This window comes from Deltaproteobacteria bacterium (genome assembly GCA_021737785.1).
GTDB lineage: Bacteria > Desulfobacterota > DSM-4660 > Desulfatiglandales > Desulfatiglandaceae > AUK324.
Genome location: JAIPDI010000041.1, coordinates 28,957 through 49,073, shown reverse-complemented (window position 1 = coordinate 49,073; position 20,117 = coordinate 28,957). Strand labels below are relative to the sequence as shown.

Genomic DNA, 20,117 nt, shown 5'->3' with positions numbered 1-20,117 from the left:
CGTTCGCTCGGCGGGGCTTCGACCCTTTGGATTACTCCGCGGGCCGCCCGCTCCGCTACCTGCTGAACGAGCAATTAACAGGGTAACCTCCTTTCAGGTTACAAGATCAGCCAGGCTTAGCCTGGCGCACCAAAGACACAGAGAAAAACGAAAATAATTCATTTTAAGGCCCTAAAATAAAACCCCTTTGTGGCTTCGTGGCTTTGTGTGAGTCCCGCCTGGGCGGGATTGGTTGCGGGTATCCGCGTTAGAATCTTTGTTTGCAGTGCCGCCTTGGGGGACACCATGCGGAGAGGTCGGCGCCTTATGGATTAAGATCCGGGGCGTCTTTGTGAGAGAACTTATGGCTTGCGGCCATGCTGCTCCAGGTTAATCCTCACCGTCCTGTGAAAACGGGTTTCCGGTTTTCGAGAAGTGCGCGGATGCCTTCCTTTGCATCATCCATTTCAAAGGTGCGGGACTGGTAGAGGGTATCGATCTCCGCCCGGTTTCGAGGGTCCCACCCGATGCCGCGACGGATGGCGCGTTTGATCATTCTGACGGCCACTGGGGCGCAGGTCGTGATCTCCTCTGCCAGTTCCCAGGCCTTTTTCAGGACCTGATCTCCCTCCAGGACATAGTTGGCCACTCCCATGTCACCGGCCGCTTCACCGGTGATAAGCCGGCCGGTAAAGAGGAGTTCATTGGCCAAGGGAAGCCCTACAATCTGGGGGAGCATGTAGGAGACGGCCATCCCCGAATGGAGGCCCAGCCGGGCAAAATTGGCCCCGTACTTCGAGTATCGATCGGCAATCCGCAGGTCGCAGATGAGCGCCAGTCCGAATCCGCCGCCGATGGCATGGCCGTTCATGGCCGCGATGGTTGGGATTTCAAGGTCCCCAACGGCCAGAAACGGCCCATAGGCATCCATGAGTATCTGATGGGGCAGCCGGTCCTTTTTGTCAAAAATGCCACTCTTGAAATCGGCGCCCGAACAGAAGGACGTGCCGCTTCCGGTGATGATCAGGCATCTCAGGTCCTTATTTTTCGCCACCTCTTCCACCGCATCACAAAAGGGAGGGAGGGTTTCCTCATCCATGCTGTTCCGATTATCGGGTCGGTTCAGGGTGATCTGGGCGACGCTCCCTTTTACTTCATAGAGAATAGGTGCATCCGACATGGTAGACTCCTTGGGCCGCAGACATTCAATAATTTCAGGACGCCTGGCATAGGCCGAGGAGTTCCCGGTGAAACCGGTCCCGGGCCTCGGCTGAGTAGCTGATCCAATCCGGATCGGCCTTTAGATTCGGGACAAGGGCGGAACCCCATATGCCTCGGGTCTTCAGCTGTTCCCTCAAGGCCGCTTGCCGGTCGGCACGCTTCTCATCCAGATCCCCTTGATATGTCAGTAGGAGTTTTTCAACGGGCGTGGGATCAAACCGGGCAACACGCGACAGGATATCCAGAAGCCCCTGGTTGTCCCCCTCCAGGACCATCCGTTCCAGGCATTCTCGCCTCAGAGCCGACATAGCCATCTCATTCCGATCAGGGCCAAGGGCCTCAATCTCCGATTGAAAACCTTCCACGTCCATAAACCCCTCCAGGGCCTTTTGCAGAAGTCCTCTTATCTTTTTTTCCACCTCATGTTTCACAAAGGCCGCCTTGTCTTCGTCCGTCACCTCCACCTCTTTGGCCTTTTCCATGATGATGTCCAAAGTGCTCCGGATCTCTCCCATAGGATAATTTACCTCCTTGATCTTCCTTTATCCAGTATAGCCGCAAACAGGCGCAAAAGCAAAATCCGCGGGATGCGGATTTTGTTTGATGAGGAACCCATGAACCGCAAATGCAGCCGCGTTTAACTCCATGACGACCCGCTCTTCCCACAACACGCCCTATTGGATCAGCCCGAACGCCTCCATCACCCGATCGTGCAGCAGAGGGCGGAAGGCCCGGATCTTTTGGTTTTTTCGCGTCGGATGTATCCGATTGGTCAGCAGAATAACAATAACATCCTGCTCCAGGTCCATCCAGAGGGACGTACCGGTAAATCCAAGATGCCCCACGCTGAAGGGTGAAAAATGCCTTCCCGCGCTTGAAGCCTCAGCAGACGGGGTGTCCCATCCCAGGGCCCACGTACTCCCTTTGACAATATCCTGCCGGGTGAAAAATGTCCTCACGGTCCCGGGTCCGAGATAGTCATCCCCCTCCCCCCGCCAGCGCTCTCTCAGGAGATTCGCAAGCCGATACACCTCTTCTGCTGTGCCGAAGAGCCCTGCATGGCCCGAATACCCGCCGAGGGCACAGGCGTTTTCGTCGTGGACGGCCCCTTGAATGATCCGCTTTCGCCAGGGACACGCTTCTGTGGCCGCAAACCCATCCTGAGTGAACCGGCTGGGAGGCCCGGCGCTGAAAAAGCCGGTGTGCTCGAGGGCAAGAGGGGTATAGAACTCCTGATTCAGAAACCGGGGGAGATCCAGGCCGGCAGTCGCCTCGATCACCCACTCCAGCAGCATGAATCCCAGGTCGCTGTAAAGCGACCGTCTACCCGGCGGAGATACAAGGGGGAGGGTCAGCAGCCGGTTTCTCGATATCGCCTTTCTATCTTTCGGGGCCGCACGATCCAGTTCGAGATAAAAGGGCATCCAGTCGACAAACCCGGCGGCATGGCTCAACAGGAGGCGTGGAGTGATTCCCCTCTTGTCATCCGGCAGGGTACAGGGGAGAAGTGCCTGAAGGGGGGTATCCAGCCCGATCCTGCCGTCATTCACCAGTTTCATCATGGCCATGGTCGTGGCCAAAGGCTTGGTCAGGGAGGCCAGGTCGAACAGGGTCTCCTTTTCCATCGGAAGAGAACGGGGGGCGAGGGCCCGCTTCCCGACCGCGAGAAAAATGCGGATCACACCTTGTGAGGCCGCCAGAAGGACGGCCCCCGGGTAAATCCCTTCTTCCCTCCCCTTTTCAAGGAGGGTCTCTATGCCCGACATGGTCTCATGTTTCATCTGTTGAGTCCGGGTGATCATTACCGGTTGCCGTCGTTTTACAGAAGAAAACGAAGGAAACGAAGAATAGTTTTTTCACAAAAGGCAAATTTTTGTGTCTCTCCCACCCTGCCTGCCCTATGGAATCTTTGTGCACACAATCATAAACAGGGCAATCCACGACCATGGCAGGATGGGTTTGTGAGCCGTTTGCAGAAGGCATCACGGATTGTTGCGGCCATACGGCGTCAAGGCCTCATTTCCTGAATCTTCTTTCACAAAAACAAGGAAGTTAATTTTTTATCTCTTTGTGTCTCCGTGTCTTTGTGTGAGTCATTTTCCTGGTTGTGAACTTTTGGGTACTTCTCCGGCCGGCCGGTCGAATTGGAAAAAATTAGTTGACCATTCAGCCGGAATCGGGTATACGTTCACATTAAAATTTCTTTTCAATTCCGATTCAAGAGTCCATTCGAACGCTAACATAAATCCTGACGGGAGTAAACGCTCATCCATCCTCTGTCAGGGTCATTATATGATGTCTCATGTTTTGATTTCGGGGTACCGTGTGCCCCTGATCTACCAAACCCTTACCATCAATAAGGAGGTCGACATGGGAAAAGGAAGACTTTGGATTGGAATCCTGCTGGCGCTCATCTTAATCATTCCCTCAACATTGTTTGCAAAAGAAGCGGTCCCCGGCGTGACAGACACCGAGGTAGTGGTCGGTTGGACCACCCCCCTCTCCGGACCGGCCGCCCTTTGGGGCGTTACCGGCTTGGGCGCGAAGGCATGGGCCGATTACATCAATGACCAGGGCGGCATTCACGGTCGGAAGATCAAGGTGGACGTGATGGACGACGGCTATAATCCCACCCGCGCCATGGTCAACCTGCAGCAGATGAAGGGGAAGGTCTTTGCTGTCTGCGGTCTGCTGGGAACAGCGGTACTGCACGCAGCCAAAAACTTTTTCCCTGAGAACAAGATCCCGCTGATCACCGCTTACGGCGACATCCGCATCTGGGCTCGAATGCCCAAGGACCAGTTGCGCTATATCTTTATCGCCTATCCGGACTATGAGGATGAGGCCATTTACATCACAAATTACGCCGCCAACACCCTCAACGCAAAGAAGATCGGCCTCTTTTACCAGAATGACGATTATGGAAAGATGGCCATGGTCGGTGTCAAAAACGCCTTGGCCGCAACCCAGGGCAAGGCAGAGCTGGTGGCCGCGGTTCCCTATGAAGTGACGGAAAGATCCCTCGGGACCCATGCCCTCAAGCTCAAGGAGTCGGGGGCTGAAGCGGTCATCATCTATGCAACCCCCAGTCACGGGGCCCTCATATTGAAGGAGATGGCCAAGGCCGACTATCGGCCTCAGGCCCTGACCACCTTTACCCTGGGCGATCCCATCATGTACAAGATCGCCGGCGACGCCTGGGAAGGGACCTACATCGCCCTCCCCGGCAATTCAGGGGTTCCCGGCTCCGAGCCCGCGGCAGACCGGGTAGTTGAAATCCTCAAGAAGTACAATCCCAAGCTGGAGGGGAAGGAATACCTGGCCCTGTTCGGCGCCATGTCCATGATGCACCTGGTGGAAGGGCTGAAAAACGCCGGTCGTGATCTGACCCCAGAGACCATGATCCAGGGAATGGAAAAAATCAAGGACTGGAAACCCGAAGGCATCGGCGCGCCGGTGACCTACAGCCCGGAGAGGCGGCACGGCAACAATGCCTCGCGCATGGGCCGGGCTGAAAAGGGGAAACATGTGCCCCTCGAGCAGTTCACCATCCATCCATCCCACTTCTAATACCGTCTTATTACGTTGAGACTGTAATATGGTTCGGCAGGGAGCGGGCCACGCATCCCTCTCCCTGCCTTGAACACGGTGCAGGCGATCAAGGATTCCAAGGCATCCTATGGCATTATTGGAAATCAGCGGTCTCTCCATCAGCTTCGGCGGCATTCAGGCCCTGATGAATTTCGACCTGGGTATGGAAGAGAAGGAGATCCTGACCATCATCGGTCCCAACGGTTCCGGAAAAACCACCCTTTTCAACTGCGTGTCCGGTGTTTACCATCCCAATAGCGGCGACATCCTGTTTCAGGGGAAACGGCTCATCGGACTCTCGCCGGATTTCATCGCCCGGAGGGGGGTGGCCCGGACCTTTCAGAATCTCCGCCTGTTCCTCCACATGACCGTGCTGGACAATCTCCTCCTGGGACGGCATATCAAATTTCATAAAAATCCATTCAATGCCTTTCTGCGGTTGCGAAAAGAGGAACTCCGCCACAGGGAGGTTGTGGAAGAGATCATCGAGTTTCTGGATCTTCAGGCCTATCGGCAGGCCCGGGTCTCGGATTGTCCCTACGGGGTCCAGAAGCGGGTCGAGGTGGGACGCGCCCTGGCAACGGAGCCGAAACTGCTCCTCTTGGATGAACCGATCGCCGGTCTCACCTCCGAAGAAAAGGAGGAGACGGCCTACCGGATCACTGAGATCCGCGGCAGATACGAGACCGCCATACTTCTGGTGGAGCACGATCTCAGAATCGCATCGAAACTTGCGGACCGGATGGTGGCCCTCGATTTCGGTCAGAAGATCGCCGAGGGGAGTCCGGAAGCGGTTCAAAAGACCCCGGAGGTGATCAGGGCCTACCTGGGGGATGAGGCGGACCACAAGATGGATCATTGACGATTGTCGATTGATGATTACCGGAGACCGGCGCCTTGACAGTGGAAAGCCAGGATAACCATTTGAAGCTTATATTGAAAGAGACCCCATGGCCCCGTTGTTGAAGATCCAGAGCATCGAGACCCTTTATTACGATCGGATATATGCCCTGCACGGACTCTCCCTGGAGGTGAAGGAGCGGGAGATATTTGCCGTGCTGGGGCCGAACGGGGCAGGAAAAACCACCCTGCTCAAGACCATTGCAGGGCTGTTGAAGGATCAGCCCAAGAAGGGGAGCATTGAATTTGCCGGAAAGCGGATACACCGCCTGGCCCCTGAACGGATCGCGGCCCTCGGCATCGTGTACGTCCCTGAAGACAGGGGTCTTTTCCGGGAATTGACGGTCAGTGAAAACCTGGATCTGGGCTGCTGGGGGAGAAAAGACAAGGGAATCCAGGAGGACATGGCCTTTGTGTTCGGGCTTTTTCCCATACTGAAGTCCCGGGCCCATCAGCAGGCCGAAACCCTTTCCGGCGGAGAGCAGCAGATGCTCGCGGTGGCCAGGGCCATGCTTCGCCGTCCCAGGCTCCTGATGCTGGATGAGCCCTCCCTGGGCCTCGCCCCCAAGGTCTCCCGGCATGTATATGACGCCCTGTCCCAGATCAGCCAAAAAGAGACCACCCTCCTGCTGGTGGAACAGAACGCCAAAATGGCCCTCAGCATCGCCACCTTCGGGTATATCATGGAATCGGGGAGGATCGTGCTGGAAGGAAGCGCAACCGAGCTGAAACAAAACGAGGATGTGCAGGAACTTTACCTCGGCATCGGCGGGGAGACCGCTTCGCCCAAGGGGTGGCGTCTCTACAAGAAAAGGAGGACCTGGTAGTGGCGAACCCGCCTGCAAACTTCCCGGCACTCTTTTTCGAGCAGGTATCCGCCCGTAAGGACCGTGTGGCCCTCCGGCGGAAAGAACACGGCATCTGGAACCGGATCTCATGGAAGGAATATGGGGAAAAGGTCCTGGAGACAGGAGCGGCCATGCTCGCGCTGGATATCCAGCCCGGAGAACGGGTGGCCATCCTGGGGGACAACCGGCCTGAGTGGCTCTTCTGTCACCTGGCCGCCATGGCCATCGGATGCGTAACCTGCGGGGTCTACTCCACGTCCGCTCCGGATCAGGTCAACTATGTGGTGGGCCATTCGGAATCAAAGATCCTCTTTGTTGAAAACGAGGAGCAGGTGGACAAGGTCCTCCAGATCCTCCCGGACCTCTCCGTGAAACAGATCGTGGTCTGGGACCCCAAAGGCCTCTGGGGATTTGCCCACGAGGCGATTCTCTTTTTTGATGAATTTCTGAAAACAGGCGCCGCCTATCTGGCCGCCCGCCCCGATGCCGTCTTCCGTCGCATGGAGGGGATCCATCCCCACGATACCGCCATGATGATCTATACCTCCGGGACCACGGGCCGGCCCAAGGGGGCCATGATCACCCATCAAAACATCCTGAGCATCACCGAATCTTTCACGGAAGCCACCCCGATGTACCCTACGGATGAACTCCTCTCCTACCTCCCCCTGGCCCATATCTATGAGAACCTCATCTCCCTGTTCCAGGCCATACGGGCCGGGGCCACGGTCAATTTTGTGGAGAGCATGGACACCCTCCCCCAGAATCTTCGGGAGGTCTCCCCAACGGTCTTTGCCAGCGTCCCCCGGATCTGGGAAAAGTTCGCCTCCATGGTGGAGATCCGGATGTCCGACTCCACATTGGTGAAACGGGCGTGTTATCGCCTCGGGGTCGGGGCCGGCCTGGCCTATGTCCGGTCCGCGGCACAGGGGAAAGGGGAACGGTTCCTCCGCTCCCTTGTGTACTGGCCCTTTTACTGGCTGGTCCTCTATCATCTCAAGCGACAGATGGGCCTGGAGCGGGTCCGCTGGGCAGTATGTGCGGCCGCTCCCGCCTCTCCGGATCTTTTTCAGTACTTCAATGCCCTCGGCGTACCGCTGCGGGAGGGGTATGGCCAGACCGAATCCACCGGGGTGATCGCGGTCCAGAGGATCGACCGGCCCCGCTGGGGATATGTGGGAGAACCGCTCCCGGGGGTGGAGGTCCGGATTGCAGAAGACGGCGAGATCCTGTGCCGGGGGGAAGGCGTCTTCAAGGGATATTTCAAGAACCCCGAACTAACGGCCGAGACCGTTATTGACGGATGGCTCCACACAGGGGATGTGGGGGTCATGGAAGACGGTTTTCTCAAGATACTGGACCGCAAAAAGGACATTATTATCACCGGCGGCGGCAAAAACATCACTCCCGCCTTCATAGAGAACAAGCTGAAATTCGGCCAGTACATCCAGGACGCGGTGGTCATCGGAGACGGCCGCAAATATCTGACCGCCCTCATCCTGATTGACGAAGACAACGTGACCAAGTATGCCCAGGACAACCGGGTCCCATTTACTACCTTTGCCGACCTGACCCAGAACCCGGAGATACGAAAGTTGATTGAGGGCGAAGTTCAGAAAGTCAACAAAACCCTCTCCAAGGTGGAGACCATCAAGAAGTTTGAACTCCTCCCCCGGCGGTTTTACGAAGAGGACGGCGACGTCACGCCCACCAAGAAGGTCAAACGACGTTTCCTGGAAGAACGTTACAAGGATCTGATAAATAAGATGTACGGGAAGTAGGCGCAAGGCACAAGGCAAGCAGGGAGCAGGGAGCAGGGGGCAGGGAGCAGAGGTCGGAAGTCGGAAGTCGGAAGTCGGAAGTCAGAGGTCAGCAAAAACCGGACGGATTCAATAAACCCCAAAAACGGGCAAGCAGGAATCGCTACGAGTAAGCAGTAAACAGTAGGCAATAAGCAGTGAACGGCAACGAGTAATTAGTAACGGCATCCAGCAACGAGCAAAAGGTGCGCCCAATACCCAGTACCCAACCAAAGGTATTCAGGAATTCTGGAATTCAGGGATTTGGGAATTCCTCAATCCCTAAATTCGCAATCCCTAAATTGGTTTACATCACATGGACCTGATCGAAAGTTACCGGGAAGAACTCCAGCTCATCCGAAAGACATGGACCCGTGTCTGGGTGGGGCTTTTTGTCCTTTGTCTCCTCTTTCTCCCCTGGTTCGTCCCGGAGCATGTCACCTACATCACCACCATTATCTTCATCTACGCCATCGGTGTCCAGGGACAGAACCTCCTCATCGGGTATACGGGTCAGATTTCTTTCGGGCAGGCTGGATTTCTCTGTATCGGGGCCTTTACCTTCGGTCACCTCAACCTGATGGGAGTCCCCTGGCCCATAGGGCTTTTCGCCGCAGGCCTGACAGCAGGGGTGTTCGGGATACTGGTGGGCTTTCCCTCGCTGAGGCTCAAAGGCCCTTATCTGGCCATTGCCACCATGGGATTCGGCATCGCGGTCTACCAGGTCTTTGTCAATTCAGAGCTGCTTTCAGGCGGCCGGATGGGCATTATTGTGAACAAGCTTACCCCTGTGTTCGGTCTCTCGGATATCGCCTTCAACTACTACTTCAATTTTGTGATCGCCCTTGTCTTCACCCTGTTAAGCTACAACATCGTGTCGTCCTACATCGGCCGCGCCTTTATTGCCATCAGGGACAATGATATTGCCGCCGAGGTGATCGGGGTGAGCCTCACCCGTTACAAGCTGTTGTCCTTTGCGGTCAGCTCCTTTTATACCGGGGTCCAGGGGGGGCTGTACGGTCTTTTCCTGGGATATCTGGAACCCAACATGTTCACCTTCATGGAATCTATCACCCTGTTTGTGGCCGTGATCATCGGGGGTCTGGCCTCTGTGGAAGGATCCATCATGGGGGCCGCATTCGTGATCCTGGTACCCCAATTCTTCAGCGCCTACAAGGAGATGGTCCCGGTCGTCTACGGCGTCACCATACTCATCGTCCTGATTTTCGAGCCGATGGGGCTGTATGGCAGATGGTTCAAGATGCGGCTGTATTTCAGGAACTGGCCATTCCGCTAAGAGCAGAGGAGCACATCCCATGACCCAGTTTCTTCAATATGCGGTTTCAGGTCTCTCCACAGGCGCCATCTACGCCCTGGTGGCACTGGGACTGGCCCTGATCTACCGCTCCACGCGCATCCTCAATTTTGCCCACGGCGATATGACAACCGCCGGCACCTTTGTTGCCTTCATGTTCCTGGGATTCAATCTGCCCTACGGCATCGCCTTCCCCCTGGCCATCCTCTCCGGGGCAGGCCTGGCCATGGCCTTTTATTTCTGCGTCCTGGTGCCGGCCCAGCGCCGCGAGGCCACCCAGCTGGGCCAGATCATCCTGACCCTGGGACTGGGACTGATCATCCAGGGGCTGGTTTCCTACTTTGGGGGTACGGAAACCCAGGCATTTCCCTTTCCCCTCTCAGACACAAAGATCTACCGGGTGGGCGGCATTGTGATCAGCCAATTGAGCCTGGGCACCCTGGGCATCGGTCTGGCCGCAAGCCTCCTCCTGTTTCTTCTGGTCCAGAAGACTCGGCTGGGACTGGCCATGCGGGCCACTTCTGAAAACCTTCCTGCGGCCCAGACCATGGGTATCCCCACTCGCAGGATCCTCGCCCTGAGCTGGGGCCTGGCCGCATCTCTGGGGGTCCTGGCCGGACTCTTTCTGGCGCCATCCCTGCTCCTCGATCCTTTCTTTATGCTGGAGCCCTTCCTCAAAGGATTTGCCGCAGCCATCTTAGGGGGCCTCAACAGTCTCCCCGGGGCCATTGTGGGGGGTCTGATCATCGGTGTGGCAGAAAGCCTGGCAGGGGGCTTCATCTCCGTGGCGTTCAAGAACACCCTGGCCTTCCTCATTATCATTCTGGTCCTGCTGATCCGGCCGGAAGGCCTCTTGGGCACCGAATTCAAGGAACGAGTGTAGAGAATCACTCCCTCGTCATCCGTCCCTTCTGTGGCCTAAGGGTCAAAGGGATCTTCTCCCGGAATATTTCGGTTGCGGGTTGACACGCTCTTTTCCTTTGCCTATAGTCCCCTGACGCAAGGCCCGATGGACGACTTCCTGTGCGCACCGGGGAAGTAATTTTGGAGAACGTCTGGGTTGTCCTGCAAACCATAACGCTGTAAGGCGGATAACAACAAAAAATAGATATACCAATCATTGGGCGCCTTTGCCAAAGGCCATTTTTTTTTGTCCCAGGCGTGTCCGGCATGGAAATACAAGGGGCCTCCGCTGATTTTGTTGGAGGACATCCCTGCAGAAAGGGGAGAGGGGATAATGGACAGCGGTCACATTCGATTCAACCAGAACGTAAGCGGTAAAAGAGAGGTATGGCCAAGACGAATCCGGAAACGCATAAGAGGCAGCGTGTCAGTGGTGTCCGCCGGTCTTCTGTTCTTCTTGTTTGTGGGCATGGCCGGCGCAGATGAACTGATGATGAAAAACGGCGACCGTCTCCAGGGGAGCGTGGTTTCCATGTCTTTAGGCAAGCTGGTGTTCAAGACCTCCTATGCAGGAAAGATCACCATCAAATGGGAAGAGGTGAAAAGCCTTACCACAGAAACGTCGCTGGAGGCCTATCTGCGAAACGAAGAGACACTCATCGGCAAAATTAAAGCAGGAGAGGATAACGTCCTGATCCTGGAGCCGGCCGACGGCAGCCCTCCGGTCCCTGTCTCCACGGCCCAGGTCAAGAGTCTGGAACAGCCCAAGCCGCCGGCCGGGTGGGAATTCACCGGCAACATCTCGGCCGGGGCCGGCAAGGAAACCGGGAATACCAATACTGAAAAGTACAGTCTGATGGGGAACCTGATGGTTTCCAAACTGCCTCATGAGATTAAACTCTACGGGGAATTCCACAAGGAATGGAGCAACGACAAGCTCAGCAAGGACAATGCCCTGGGTTCGGCTACCTACAGTCGTTTTCTCGACAAGAAGTGGTTTGTATTCGGCAACGCCACGGCCCAGACCGACAAATTCAAGGATTTGGACCTTCTTGCCAATGTTGCGGCAGGGGCCGGCTACCAGTTCTGGAGATCGGAAATGAAAAATCTCTCCGCCAAATTGGGACCCGCCTATGCATATGAAAAGTACAGCAGGCCCATGCGATTTTTGAATAACGAAACGCAGCGGGACTATTTTGCCGGCTACTGGGCCCTTGATTTTGATATGTGGTTCTTTGACAAGTTCTTCCAGATTTATCACCATGATGATATTTTATACAGTTTTCAGGACAGCGAAAACTGGGTGGCCCGCACCCGTACCGGGATTCGCATCCCGATGGTCCTGAAGCTTTTTGCCTCTTTTCAATTCAATTATGACTATGACAACCAGCCGGCGGACGGAAAAACCAATTACGACCAGTCCTGGAACTTCGGCCTGGGATGGGCGTTTTAAAAAGAATTGGGAAATTGGGGGATTGAGGGAATGAGGGATTGGGGATGGTGACTTTCCCCTTTGAGCTTTCAGCTTTGAGCTTTCAGCTTCGAGCTTCGAGCTTCTTCCCCCCACCAGGCCTTACCCGATAGTACCGGATTGCGGGTTTAAGGGCCTCCAGGGAGTGCCGGGCCACGGCCTCTTTCCAGTCTGCAGCCGTAGCGTCCTCCCGGGCGAATCGAATCCATGCCTGGCGGGAGTAAAAGGTCCTGAACCGGCCTGCCATGACCGCATCGATTTCCAGCTTCCCAGCCAGGGCCTCGAATTCCCGGGCGTCGGCCTCCCTCACAAAGACAAACCCGTCCAGGTGCTTCAGCCTGTTTTGATCCTCCTCGACCCATGACTGGATCCGTATTGCGCTTTTTTTCATACGGATGGAGAGCATGGAGGGCTGTGAGCTGTTGTATGCGGCGACCGGTCTTGAACCGATGATTTCATCGAGGTCTTCAGGCAGCGCGTTCACCCCCAGGGACGGATAGAGACCGCCCATAATAAGACAGAAGAGGACGGCTACAGAACCTGCCACCATTTGAACATCTCTTTTTGTAAAGGTGAGCCACAGCATCAGGCCCACCACGGCCAAGGCCATCACCGCCGTCGGAACCCCGCGTTCGAACCATATGAAAAAGATGCTGAAGGGAACCGCCACCATGGCCATTAATGACACGGATATGCCCAGCAGCCGGGTTTTCCAGGGGCCTTTCACCTGTTCCAGCCAATAAGCGCAGAGGACGGCTGCCGCGGGAATCAGCGGCGTCATATAACGGGCAAAGGACCTGATGAAGAAAAAAGGGATGACGCACCCGAAAAACCAGGTGAAAAGCCAGAGATCTTTTCGGGCCGAATCGTTTCCTGCCGGGTAGATGGACCGGATCAATGCGGCAAGCAATATCAGAGACCAGGGGAAAACAAGGCCGAACGCCCCGCCCAAGGTGGAAAAGGGGGACTTCACATGCACGGTCCCGATCCCCCTGGCAGCGACCTCGCCGTCAATGATCTTGAGGAAATCGGGCCACAGCCAGGCCATGACGATGGGCCAGGGGAGAGAGACCGCCACAAGGAGGAGGCATGCCCACAGGACGTGACGCCAGTTTGACGCAAGAAAGTGCCACCTCCTGAAAACGATTATTGCACCGGCAGCGGCCACGGCGAAAAGGATGATTCCGACCGGTCCTTTTACCAGAAAAGAGAGGCCCAATGAAAAGGCCGCCCACAGTATCCAGGCCGGGCGGCCCGATCTGCCCCATCGGACGGCAAAGTAGACGGCCAGGGCCGTAAAAAAGGCCAGGGGGAGATCCAGCATGGCCCTGCGGCCCTCAATGGCAACGGAAATGGTGCCCAGGGTGATCAGGCCTGCCAGGATCCCGCTCCGCTTGAACAGCTCCCGGTACAGAAGGGCGGAACAGGCGGCCAGACCCGCCCCTGCGAGCACCCCCCAGATGCGGGCCGCAAAAAGGCTGATGCCGAAGACCTTATAGCTCAACAGCATGGCCCAGTAAAGGAGCGGGGGCTTCTTGAGACGGGGCTCCCCGTTCACCCACGGGGTGAACCAGTCGCCGCGCTCCAGTGTCTCCATGGGTGTTCGAAAGGAGAGCCAGTATTCGTCCTGACCGGTGATGCTGGTTTCACACCAGATACAGGGCATCAAAAGAAGAACCCCCAGGACAAATATGAGGAGTACGTCATGTCGCTGAAGCATCCCTTCCACGAAAGCCGATGCAATATCTTTTATTGCGATAGGTCTGTTCCCCCTATGGCGGCCTACCGGCCGCACACAAAACCATTCTCACACAAAGCCAGTAGAGACACAAAGGTTCTCTTACTGGATGTTCACAAGTGCGCCAATAGGTCGCACAGACTCCCCTGCAAGCTACAGAAAGGGTATGGGGTCGTATTATATGGGAAACCCGATGAAAATCAAGCCGTTTCAAACCAAAGGACCGAGGCTTTTGATTGACCCGGCGTCGACAAGTCGGTATAAACATACAGACTCACAACCCTATGGATGAGTATTTGTATATGACCGCGGAGAAACCCACCATCAGCGTGGCTGTTATAGCCAAGAATGAGGCGGATCGGATCGCTCGCCTGCTGACAAGCGTGGGGTTTGCGGACGAGATCGTGGTGGTGGATTCAGGAAGCAGCGACGATACAGAGGCTGTCTGTGAAGCCCATGGCGCCAGGGTCATCCACCACCGATGGGCGGGTTATGTCGCCCAGAAGCAATTTGCAATGGCGCAGGCGACATCGGAGTGGATCCTGTGCCTCGATGCCGATGAGGAGATATCGGACGGCCTTGCTGAAGAGATTCAATACCGCCTGAATAATGCGGCCTTGGACATATGCGGCTTTTCAATGCCCAGATTGTCCAGATACCTGGGAAGATGGATCAGGCACGGCGGGTGGTATCCGGACCGCAAGGTACGTCTGGTCCGAAGGGGAAAGGCAGCCTGGGGCGGCATCGATCCCCATGACAGGCTCGACGTCGATGGGAAGGTGGCCGCCCTGTCAGAGCCGATCTTTCATTATGTCTATCGCTCCATCAGCGATCAGGTGGATACCATAAACAGCTTTTCCAATATCTATGCCCAGCAGCACGGCCCTGCAGGCAGCCTCTTCATTTTGACGGGCGCGGCGCATCTGGCGGGCAAATTTCTGGAATGCTATCTGTGGAAATTAGGGTTTCTCGACGGCCTCCCCGGGTTTATCATTGCCGTCAATTCTGCATGGTACGTCTTTCTCAAACACGCCAAGGCATGGGAATTAAGGATAAGGTAAATATCCGGGTTCAGAAGACCCGGCATCCGACGCCCCGAAAGGGGCTGCTTGAAAAATAATTTCATCTCTGTGCCTCTGTGCCTCTGTGTGAGACATCTTTGCCCCCTGCCCCCCGCTCCCTGCTACACTGTAATCCTTTCGCTCTTAAATCAACCACTTGTGGCATTGTCCTGCCGGACGGCAAGGCTTGCAAATCTTCCGAACTTATCCCTTGTAAATCCACGGAGGGAGTAAAGATCGAGGCCTGATTCCCTAACGGTTTTCTTGGCGATCGGCGCATATTCGGTGATATGGACGTCGTCCAGGATCACCCATCCCCCTGGATTGGCGAGGCTCAATACATAGGGAAGGGTTTTTGCCCTTGTTTCCATGGATCCGAGGTCATGGAGGATCAGGTCAAACCCGCCGTGGCCTTGTGCCACAAAATCGTCCCACGTCAGGACGTTTTCATGATCCAAACCGTGCCGGTTCAGAAACTCCAGTGTCTTCCCCAGCCATTCAGTGGAATCATCCACAGACCATACGCAGGCATTCGGACCGGCTTCCCGGGCATACCGGCGTAACACGAAAGAGCTGAACCCGGTTCCCAGATCTGCAATCGTGACAGGCCGGTTGACATCGCAGAACACCGCAAGCAAGGAAGACAGTTCAAGGGAAATGGCCATGTAATCGCGAGAAACCTCAGAGATATATCGCTCATAATACGGCAACAGCTCCTGCTGCTTTGCCTGCGCGTGCCTGCCGGGATCGCGAAACAACGAAATTTCGGTTTTCAGGGAGCGGGTGTCCCTGAGCATTTCGTAAAAATAGTAGCACGCGCATCCCTTTCGGTACATTCGGCGGAAAAATTTCATGGATTCCTCCCATATTCACGCAGCATCTGCATAAAGGGTCGGATCTCCTCGATTTCGGGGGTTTCCCGCGATCAGGATCTTTTCAGTCCCTGTTCACAAAAATAAGGGACTTCCTTTCTCTTGAAATAGTCTATATTAGGGCCTTCCCTCCAGTGTTTATCGCCCAATTCCCTCGGGTGGTAAAGGTGCAGGACCCGGGCATAACGGATGGCTGACCGGCAATAGATCCCCGCCGTGACCAGGCGAATCCCTAAATCCTCATCTTCGCCTCCCCACCCCTCAAAGTTTTCATCATACCCGTTGACACGCTCCATGTCTTTACGGTGGATGGAGTAGTGGCCCCCCATGCTCTGTTTCCTCGGGCTTGCCAGGCGCAATCGCATCAGGAGGGTCCGTTTGATAAATCTTCGATGCGTCTTTACGACCTCTCTTTTTGGGAGTTGTCGGTCGATGTCCAGCAATACATCCCTGGAGAGTGCGGAACCCAGTAATCGGGAGGTGATTCCTTCATCGAGATTGATGTACCCCCCTGCGATAAACCGACCGGGCTTCGCCGCTTTCAAATGGGCGTTGAGGGTGTCCGGGAGAACGACGAAATCACAATCAAGAAAAATCAGGTAGTCTCCCCGTGCATGCCGGATGCCGTTGTTGCGGGCTGCCGCCACCCTGAATCCTCTATTCGGCTGCCACACATGACGTATTGAAAACCCATACCCGGCAATACATTCCCTGACCTTATCCACTGTCTCATGGCAGGAGCCGTCGTCCGTGACGATGACTTCATCAAAGGCACTCGAGCACAATGATAATGCGTCCAGACAACACCTCAGGTGTTGGAGTCTTTCGTAAAAACTGATGATGACACTGACCATAATGCCTCATCCGGCCGGCAACGGCGGGATGGCCCCGGAAGGGTCAGAGCGCTTTTTGACCACCTGGTAAAGGATCAGTCTTCCGGCATCGGCATGATGCCAGGACCCCATCTCTTTGAGATGGTCAGGGTGTTTTTTGTCCAAAAAATTGAATCCCCCTTGAGGCCAGGCCGTCTCTTCCCAAAGGAAGTACCCGATGTCGCCTTTTCTCAGATAATGGACAAATGCGTCATAGTCTTTGAATACCGTCTCCTCAAATTGGGGCGCCTCCATGCCGAAGTCGATCATGGGGCACGACACCCCCTCATACCCGAGATTGGCATAAAAAGGGGTCCAGTTGGGCGTTCGCAGAGATTTCAGGATCCGGATCTCTTTGCCTCCGCCTTCTCTCTCGGCAATATGCTCGCCGATCCGCTTGTATACCATCTTGTCCGCCTCCCTCCCCCTCAGATCCTTGGGCAATGCGGAGACCAAGATCAGGACGCACATTATGAAGAAGGCGATGGACGGTTTCAAGTGCCATTTCCCGGTCATGATGAGGCGGGCCTTGTGCACGCCGAACCCGATGACCACGAAGGCGGGAAGGATGAAAATCGCCCAGAACCGGTCGAACATCATCCATGTCTGCAGGACATGCACATAAAAGAGGATAACCACCGAAAGAGAGAGGACACAGAGATATAAGATTCGCCGATCCTCCCGTAACCGATGCCACATCCCTCCCAGGCCCAGAACAAAAAAGATAAAAAAGACATAAAAGTACGCCCTGATCATATACCTCACAACGGTCCCGAGGGCCACCAGCCAGACCATGTTGCGGGCCTTGTGGAGGAAATGGGGGATGACGCCCTCCAGCGGCTGTTTCATCAATTCCGCCAAATCCGTCCTGAGGACCTCATAAGAAATGATCGGGGCCCACAGCTTATGGACCATGTCATGCACCCGCAAGGTGTGGAGGAGCGGTTGGTCCAGGAATACGACGGCGCAGAAAATAAGGATCAGAGCGCTGATCAGGGGCATGGCAAACCATGCCAGCCTCCTGATCCTCTGTTCCTGGGGAACCAGCAGCAGAAAGATGAAACTGACCAGGATGAACAGAAAAGACTCGACCCTGGCCCAGGTGGCCATCAGAAAAGAAAGGCACGAAAAGAGAAGGAGAAGCCGGAACTTCTTCTCATATGAGGCGACAAAAAAATAGAGGCCGAACGATAGGAAAAACCAGCATACAGGATCCCGGATCACCTCTCCGCTCCCGATAACAAAGAGCGGAAGGAGGGCGACTACCAGGAGGGTCAAGGCACTGACATCTCTGGTGAAAAAGCGCCTGCACAGAAGATAGAGGGGGACCAGGGTCATGGAACCGAAAAGGAGCGAGACCAACTGGGCCGCGGCCACCCAATCATGAATCAGGGGATATGCCCCGGCAATAAAGAACGGATAGCTGGATACGAAACTGAGGCAGCACGAGGTCAGGTTATGCCATTCGCCGTAATAAATGGCCCTGGCCTGGTGGATGTAATAGACCCCGTCGGGACTGATGATATAGGTGTGCCCGCATGCAAATAGCCGTATGGCAACCCCCAGCAGGAATATCAGGACGATGCCCGCTCCTGCCGCGCGGCCGGGGGTATGGGGATCGTGGTTCGAAGATGTGGCGCGAAAAAGCGATTGGGGCACGATCAAACCTTATCAAGGGGTTTTTTGACAACGGCAAAAGGATTATGCCCGGTTTTCATCCACCATTGTTGGCGCGTGGCACGCCCGGGCATTGAGAGACCTCCAGCCGGAAGCGAGTATATGGAAACCGTGAGGATGTGTCAATGACACAGGTTCCGGTCCGGCCGTTTGAAATTTCATCAGCAGAAATGGCGGGTTTGTGGGGTCTTGCCTGACATGGAACCGGATGAACCAAGGATCGGCGTGGGCCGGCCCCTCGGCCCCCGCCAAAAGGCCTCAGCCGGACTTGACCTGGATCCGGGAAAGTAATACAGTGCCCGGGTAAGACAGGATACGGCCCGGCGAAAGCAACACGGAAAGCACCTGAAAAGAACCCGGGTCTGCCCGGACAAACGTGCAGGCCCTTTGGAGGACCATCTCCTTGAAACTGAGGTTTTTTCTCTCCACAGACACCAAAGCGCCCATCAGACAAAAAAATTATCTATGGACTTGAAGACGTTTCATTTCCGGAAGGTTTCGTGGTGGGTGCGGGCGGCCCGTTGCGGGCGGCAAGGTATCGGTGGCGGCTTCCGGGGTGTGAGAGATGACCTCTCATAATGAACATGCAGGAATCCACGAGTCGCTATCGGCCGGAGGCGATCCTCACATGAAAATTGCCGTTGTCATCCCTAAATACGGCCTGGTGGGGGGGGCCGAGGGCTTTTCATATGAACTGACGGAACGGCTGGCCATGCGGAAGCGGTTCGAGATGCATCTCTTTGCCAATCAATTTCGCCGGGGAACGGCGCCCATCATCTTCCATAAGGTCCCGATACTCCCTTTTCCACGATCCCTGCGGCAGATCAGCTTCGCCTATTGGGCCGAGCGCCGGATTAGGCGGGGCGGATTTGATCTGATCCACAGCCACGACCGGATATTTCGAATGCACCTCCTGACCATGCACGGCATCCCCCATAAAACATGGATCCGGAAGGTGAGAAACAAACGGATGACCCTTTTTGACAGGGCCATGGCATGGGTGGAGCAGAGGGGAGTGACCGGCCCCAACCTGCGGATGGTGCTCCCGGTTTCCGGGCTGGTAGCGGAGGAACTCCTCCGGATGTACCCGATCCCGTCCTCCCGAATGGCCGTGATCCACCCCGGGATCTCCCAGGAGCGTTTCGCTTCCCTTGACAGGACGGCCTGCAGGCGACAGATCCGGAATCGCCACGGCCTGTCTGAATCGGATGTGGTGGTCCTCTTCGTGGGGATGAACTTTGAGATCAAACAGCTCGGTCTGGTCATTGAGGGGATTGCCCACCTCGTCCAAAAGGAAAAGGGGGCATCGGGACTGAGGCTGTTGGTGGCAGGCAAGGGAAACCCGGCCCCCTACCAGGCCCTGGCACAGCGTCTGGGGATAGGGGACAGGATTATCTTTGCCGGCGTCACCCGTGAGGTGGAAACCCACTACCTGGCCTCTGACATCTTTGTCATGCCGTCCCTCTTCGACGCCTTCGGCATGGCCGTCCTCGAGGCCATGGCCGCCGGGCTTCCGGTGATCATCACCCGGAACGTGGGGGCCAGGGACCTCGTGACAGACGGCGTTCAGGGCTTTGTCCTGGGTGAGCCCCCTGAGCCCGCAGACCTCGGCAGAAAGATCGCCGTTCTTCTGGATCCGGAACAAAGGATCAAGATGGGCGATCAGGCCCGGTCCATGGCCCTCCGGCATACCTGGGACAGGGTGGCGGATCAGGTGGAAGCGGTCTATCTGATGCAAAGAGGGCTTGACTTTGCCGGGGAAGATTGACTATTGACTATTGTCAGCTCTCGACGGATGGTAGGAGACGGCCTGGACACCCCAAACGCCACACTTCAGGCACCCTTGTTCACATTAGTCTTTTCGAGGAGA

The 20,117-nt window shown here is 55.8% G+C and carries 16 protein-coding genes; 9 read left to right on the top strand and 7 right to left on the bottom strand.

Translation table 11 applies throughout. The annotated features are described in order from the left end of the window. Window positions 1-376 precede the first annotated feature (376 nt). The 3 genes from K9N21_18005 to K9N21_17995 form a co-directional block, all read right to left on the bottom strand. On the bottom strand, window positions 377-1,159 hold the full coding sequence (locus tag K9N21_18005) for an enoyl-CoA hydratase/isomerase family protein (GenBank protein ID MCF8145807.1): 783 nt from the start codon (window positions 1,157-1,159) through the stop codon (window positions 377-379). A gap of 34 nt (window positions 1,160-1,193) precedes the next feature. Then, entirely contained in the window at window positions 1,194-1,715 is a 522-nt protein-coding gene (locus K9N21_18000) for a hypothetical protein (GenBank protein MCF8145806.1), read from the bottom strand. Between the two features lie 159 nt (window positions 1,716-1,874). Further along, window positions 1,875-2,981 (bottom strand): beta-lactamase family protein, encoded by a 1,107-nt coding sequence (locus tag K9N21_17995; protein ID MCF8145805.1) that lies wholly within the window; start codon window positions 2,979-2,981, stop codon window positions 1,875-1,877. Window positions 2,982-3,570: 589 nt separating this feature from the next. Between K9N21_17995 and K9N21_17990 the strand changes: the two genes are divergently transcribed. From K9N21_17990 to K9N21_17960, 7 genes are all read left to right on the top strand, one after another. Further along, complete coding sequence (locus tag K9N21_17990) at window positions 3,571-4,770, top strand: ABC transporter substrate-binding protein (protein MCF8145804.1); 1,200 nt, start codon at window positions 3,571-3,573, stop codon at window positions 4,768-4,770. A 109-nt stretch (window positions 4,771-4,879) separates the two neighbouring features. Next, window positions 4,880-5,653 carry an ABC transporter ATP-binding protein gene (locus K9N21_17985; GenBank protein ID MCF8145803.1) on the top strand — a complete coding sequence of 258 codons (774 nt, stop codon included), beginning with the start codon at window positions 4,880-4,882 and terminating at the stop codon, window positions 5,651-5,653. A gap of 97 nt (window positions 5,654-5,750) precedes the next feature. After that, window positions 5,751-6,518 carry an ABC transporter ATP-binding protein gene (locus K9N21_17980; GenBank protein ID MCF8145802.1) on the top strand — a complete coding sequence of 256 codons (768 nt, stop codon included), beginning with the start codon at window positions 5,751-5,753 and terminating at the stop codon, window positions 6,516-6,518. Next, complete coding sequence (locus tag K9N21_17975; GenBank protein MCF8145801.1) at window positions 6,512-8,320, top strand: AMP-binding protein; 1,809 nt, start codon at window positions 6,512-6,514, stop codon at window positions 8,318-8,320. Before K9N21_17980 ends, K9N21_17975 begins: the two co-directional genes overlap by 7 nt. Before the next feature lie 334 nt (window positions 8,321-8,654). Beyond that, on the top strand, window positions 8,655-9,635 hold the full coding sequence (locus K9N21_17970; GenBank protein MCF8145800.1) for a branched-chain amino acid ABC transporter permease: 981 nt from the start codon (window positions 8,655-8,657) through the stop codon (window positions 9,633-9,635). Between the two features lie 19 nt (window positions 9,636-9,654). After that, a complete protein-coding gene (locus tag K9N21_17965; GenBank protein ID MCF8145799.1) occupies window positions 9,655-10,536 on the top strand; it encodes a branched-chain amino acid ABC transporter permease in 882 nt (293 codons plus the stop codon). 354 nt (window positions 10,537-10,890) lie between these two features. Next, window positions 10,891-12,009, top strand: coding sequence for a DUF481 domain-containing protein (locus K9N21_17960; protein ID MCF8145798.1), 1,119 nt, complete (start codon window positions 10,891-10,893; stop codon window positions 12,007-12,009). A gap of 82 nt (window positions 12,010-12,091) precedes the next feature. Here the strand turns inward: K9N21_17960 and K9N21_17955 are convergent, their stop codons facing one another. Further along, window positions 12,092-13,747, bottom strand: a complete 1,656-nt coding sequence (locus tag K9N21_17955) for a glycosyltransferase family 39 protein (protein MCF8145797.1) — start codon at window positions 13,745-13,747, stop codon at window positions 12,092-12,094. Between the two features lie 320 nt (window positions 13,748-14,067). On the opposite strand from K9N21_17955, the gene K9N21_17950 reads away from it, so the two are divergent. Further along, complete coding sequence (locus K9N21_17950) at window positions 14,068-14,826, top strand: glycosyltransferase family 2 protein (GenBank protein ID MCF8145796.1); 759 nt, start codon at window positions 14,068-14,070, stop codon at window positions 14,824-14,826. A 149-nt stretch (window positions 14,827-14,975) separates the two neighbouring features. On the opposite strand, the gene K9N21_17945 is transcribed toward K9N21_17950, so the two are convergent. The 3 genes from K9N21_17945 to K9N21_17935 form a co-directional block, all read right to left on the bottom strand. Then, window positions 14,976-15,680 (bottom strand): class I SAM-dependent methyltransferase, encoded by a 705-nt coding sequence (locus K9N21_17945; GenBank protein ID MCF8145795.1) that lies wholly within the window; start codon window positions 15,678-15,680, stop codon window positions 14,976-14,978. Between the two features lie 71 nt (window positions 15,681-15,751). Next, on the bottom strand, window positions 15,752-16,552 hold the full coding sequence (locus K9N21_17940) for a glycosyltransferase (GenBank protein MCF8145794.1): 801 nt from the start codon (window positions 16,550-16,552) through the stop codon (window positions 15,752-15,754). A 6-nt stretch (window positions 16,553-16,558) separates the two neighbouring features. Continuing rightward, window positions 16,559-18,229 carry a glycosyltransferase family 39 protein gene (locus K9N21_17935; protein MCF8145793.1) on the bottom strand — a complete coding sequence of 557 codons (1,671 nt, stop codon included), beginning with the start codon at window positions 18,227-18,229 and terminating at the stop codon, window positions 16,559-16,561. A 646-nt stretch (window positions 18,230-18,875) separates the two neighbouring features. Here K9N21_17935 and K9N21_17930 point away from each other — a divergent pair. After that, window positions 18,876-20,015, top strand: a complete 1,140-nt coding sequence (locus K9N21_17930; GenBank protein MCF8145792.1) for a glycosyltransferase family 4 protein — start codon at window positions 18,876-18,878, stop codon at window positions 20,013-20,015. Window positions 20,016-20,117 lie beyond the last annotated feature (102 nt).

What these genes read in the sequence shown, in the direction of transcription:
- K9N21_17955 (MCF8145797.1), bottom strand. Translation starts at nt 13,747, where the DNA reads ATGCTTCAGCGACATGACGTACTCCTCATATTTGTCCTGGGGGTTCTT.
- K9N21_17960 (MCF8145798.1), top strand. Translation starts at nt 10,891, where the DNA reads ATGGACAGCGGTCACATTCGATTCAACCAGAACGTAAGCGGTAAAAGA.
- K9N21_17990 (MCF8145804.1), top strand. Translation starts at nt 3,571, where the DNA reads ATGGGAAAAGGAAGACTTTGGATTGGAATCCTGCTGGCGCTCATCTTA.
- K9N21_17965 (MCF8145799.1), top strand. Translation starts at nt 9,655, where the DNA reads ATGACCCAGTTTCTTCAATATGCGGTTTCAGGTCTCTCCACAGGCGCC.
- K9N21_17940 (MCF8145794.1), bottom strand. Translation starts at nt 16,552, where the DNA reads ATGGTCAGTGTCATCATCAGTTTTTACGAAAGACTCCAACACCTGAGG.
- K9N21_17995 (MCF8145805.1), bottom strand. Translation starts at nt 2,981, where the DNA reads ATGAAACATGAGACCATGTCGGGCATAGAGACCCTCCTTGAAAAGGGG.
- K9N21_17945 (MCF8145795.1), bottom strand. Translation starts at nt 15,680, where the DNA reads ATGAAATTTTTCCGCCGAATGTACCGAAAGGGATGCGCGTGCTACTAT.
- K9N21_17950 (MCF8145796.1), top strand. Translation starts at nt 14,068, where the DNA reads ATGACCGCGGAGAAACCCACCATCAGCGTGGCTGTTATAGCCAAGAAT.
- K9N21_17970 (MCF8145800.1), top strand. Translation starts at nt 8,655, where the DNA reads ATGGACCTGATCGAAAGTTACCGGGAAGAACTCCAGCTCATCCGAAAG.
- K9N21_17985 (MCF8145803.1), top strand. Translation starts at nt 4,880, where the DNA reads ATGGCATTATTGGAAATCAGCGGTCTCTCCATCAGCTTCGGCGGCATT.
- K9N21_17930 (MCF8145792.1), top strand. Translation starts at nt 18,876, where the DNA reads ATGAAAATTGCCGTTGTCATCCCTAAATACGGCCTGGTGGGGGGGGCC.
- K9N21_18000 (MCF8145806.1), bottom strand. Translation starts at nt 1,715, where the DNA reads ATGGGAGAGATCCGGAGCACTTTGGACATCATCATGGAAAAGGCCAAA.
- K9N21_18005 (MCF8145807.1), bottom strand. Translation starts at nt 1,159, where the DNA reads ATGTCGGATGCACCTATTCTCTATGAAGTAAAAGGGAGCGTCGCCCAG.